This is a genomic window from Streptococcus sp. WM07 (assembly GCF_004570525.1).
In the GTDB taxonomy this organism is placed as follows: Bacteria; Bacillota; Bacilli; order Lactobacillales; family Streptococcaceae; genus Streptococcus.
In genome coordinates this window covers 1-2,327 of sequence record NZ_SPPZ01000098.1, presented here as the reverse complement: position 1 = coordinate 2,327, position 2,327 = coordinate 1, and the positions used below count along the sequence as shown (strand labels likewise).

Sequence of the window (2,327 nt, the reverse complement as noted above, 5' to 3'; positions counted from 1 at the left end):
ACAGAAAAGAGTTAAGTGACGATAGCCTAGGAGATACACCTGTTCCCATGCCGAACACAGAAGTTAAGCCCTAGAACGCCGGAAGTAGTTGGGGGTTGCCCCCTGTGAGATAGGGTAGTCGCTTAGCTTTTCTTTATCCGCCATAGCTCAGTTGGTAGTAGCGCATGACTGTTAATCATGATGTCGTAGGTTCGAGTCCTACTGGCGGAGTTCTGACCCTTAGGGGTCTTTTTTGTTAGAAAGTCATAGAGTTTTTCAGGTTAAAACTTGACTTCTATAGTAAGTGAATTTATAATATAAATGTAAGGGCACTATAGGAAGTGACCTTCAAAAGATAAAAGGAGAAAGACTTATGAAAAAAGCACTTTTTACAACTCTTGCAGCAGTAGCTTTGCTCGCAGCAGTGTCACCAGCTCTTGCTAATGACGGCTTTGTAGCAGGAACACCAGAAGGTGTTGCACCACTTGCACCACTTGTTGAAGAAGAAGCACAAGAAATGAAGAATGTTGGTGAATTTGATCCATCGGATCTTGACTTTGAAGACGGTTATCTATATGTTGAACCATCTGAAACAGATCCAAATGGAACTCCATACTGGGTAATCCCTCGTGAAAACGGTTACGATTCTATCGAATTGCAATATAAAACAGTAATGGTCGACGGTAAAGAAAAACGTGAATTGATCATGCCTGCAGATGTTGTGAATGGTCCAAGCAAGAAATCTGATGAAGTAAAAGAAGATTCAAAAAATGCTAAAGGAACTGAAAAAGCTGTAGCAGCAGCTAAAAAAGAAGCTAAAGCAGCAGCTAAAGAAGGACAAAAAGTTCTTCCTAACACAGCAGCAGTAAAATAAGACATAAAAATCGACTAGATTATATGTGAAGGAGGCGAGAGTTGGGTTCTAGGTTTATCCTATCCTGCTCTCGCTTTTTAGGTGATAGAATGAAAATCAATAAAAAGTGGCTTGCTTCCCTCTTTGTAGGCTTGTTTGTTTTCCTTGGCTTGGGATTTGTATGGACAAATTTTTCAGGACAAGTTAATGGTGATCACTCGAAGATTGCTAGGAGTAAAGCAGCTTCAACGTACAAGCCTTCTTCCGAAGAGAAGGCAGAATTGAAAAAGCGGTTTGAGCCGCTATTGGCAACAAATCCAGATACGATTGCGTATGTGTATGCACCGGGAACTAAACTAGACGAGCCGGTGGTACAAACAGGAGATAATGCAACCTATCTTGATAAGACGTTTGATGGCCACTATGAGCCTTTTATGGGAACAGTCTTTATGGATATGGATAATAACAAGAACTTTAGTGATCGGTTGACTTGGTTATTTGGTCATGCACGAGGCAGTCAGGTTCCAGATAATCGAATGTTTAATGATGTTAATTTCTATAGTAGTCAAAAGTATTTTGATGAACATCCTTATGTTGTTATTGAAACTCCAGAGCGTAAATTCTATTATGAAGCAGTTGCCATGATTATCGTTCCGGAAACAACTGCTTTTTACCGGACAGAATTTGATTCCGATAAAGACTTTGTTGAACAGTTAGAGACTGTTTATAAAGATGCGCAAGTTAAGAAAAGTGGTGTGACCATGAAACCTGAAGATCGCTATTTAGTTCTTTCAACTTGTCGTGAGGAAGACCCAAGTATTCGAGCAAATCTCTATCTTCGTCAAATTCCAGATGATCAAATGGATACATTTGTCAAAGAACATGGGGACAAATTGGTTTATACTCCAACTCGTTAATAGAAAAAAGATCAGACGTGTGCCAATGTCATTAAGTTAACCCAAATTATTCATACATAACTAAAAAAACTTCCAGAATCGCTGATACATCATGGTTTCTGGAAGTTTTTGATTTTCACCCATTAGGTGAGACTTTTGACTGGACAAAAAAGGATTTCCCCTTTATGATATAAGCGCAAACCATATCAAAATAGAAAGGAAACCCATATGTTCAGTCTAACAAATTACAATTCTAAAAACAACACTTTTTCTTTTGATGGTGGAAATCTAACGAGTTACGGAGGATTACTTCTCTTTAAAGTACTTTTTGACCTCCTGAATCTGAAAGATTTAATTTCTAAATACTTAGTTACTAATGATCAACGCCAATATCTTCGGTACTCAGATACAAACATTACCCGTTGTGCTAGTTGATTAACCATAAGCAAGTGAATACCTTAGACTAAAACCGTTCTCCATTTGACTTTGATGAAGTAGTAAGGAATATGTTAATAAGATTGCCTCCACTTTAAATTTTAAAGCATAAAGATTCCTACATCTTAAATCTTCAATTCCGAATTGTTCCAAACTTGAGAATA

2 protein-coding genes, 1 tRNA gene, 1 rRNA gene and 1 pseudogene are annotated in these 2,327 nt (G+C 37.9%); all 5 read left to right on the top strand.

What is annotated here, in order from left to right; all coding sequences use genetic code 11:
- Nucleotides 1-11: 11 nt before the first annotated feature.
- Nucleotides 12-127, top strand: a 5S ribosomal RNA gene (gene rrf, locus E4T71_RS08440).
- Nucleotides 128-136: 9 nt separating this feature from the next.
- Nucleotides 137-210: transfer RNA gene (locus E4T71_RS08435), tRNA-Asn, on the top strand.
- 142 nt (nucleotides 211-352) lie between these two features.
- Entirely contained in the window at nucleotides 353-853 is a 501-nt protein-coding gene (locus E4T71_RS08430; RefSeq protein WP_135038881.1) for an LPKTxAVK-anchored surface protein, read from the top strand.
- Nucleotides 854-942: 89 nt separating this feature from the next.
- Entirely contained in the window at nucleotides 943-1,749 is an 807-nt protein-coding gene (gene srtB / locus E4T71_RS08425) for a class B sortase, LPKTxAVK-specific (RefSeq protein ID WP_135038879.1), read from the top strand.
- Nucleotides 1,750-1,956: 207 nt separating this feature from the next.
- Nucleotides 1,957-2,145: pseudogene (locus tag E4T71_RS08420) on the top strand (IS1380 family transposase); the annotation flags it as partial.
- Nucleotides 2,146-2,327: the final 182 nt, after the last annotated feature.

Excerpts from the sequence above, each read along its gene's own strand:
- E4T71_RS08430 (WP_135038881.1), top strand. The coding sequence starts at position 353 with ATGAAAAAAGCACTTTTTACAACTCTTGCAGCAGTAGCTTTGCTCGCA.
- srtB (WP_135038879.1), top strand. The coding sequence starts at position 943 with ATGAAAATCAATAAAAAGTGGCTTGCTTCCCTCTTTGTAGGCTTGTTT.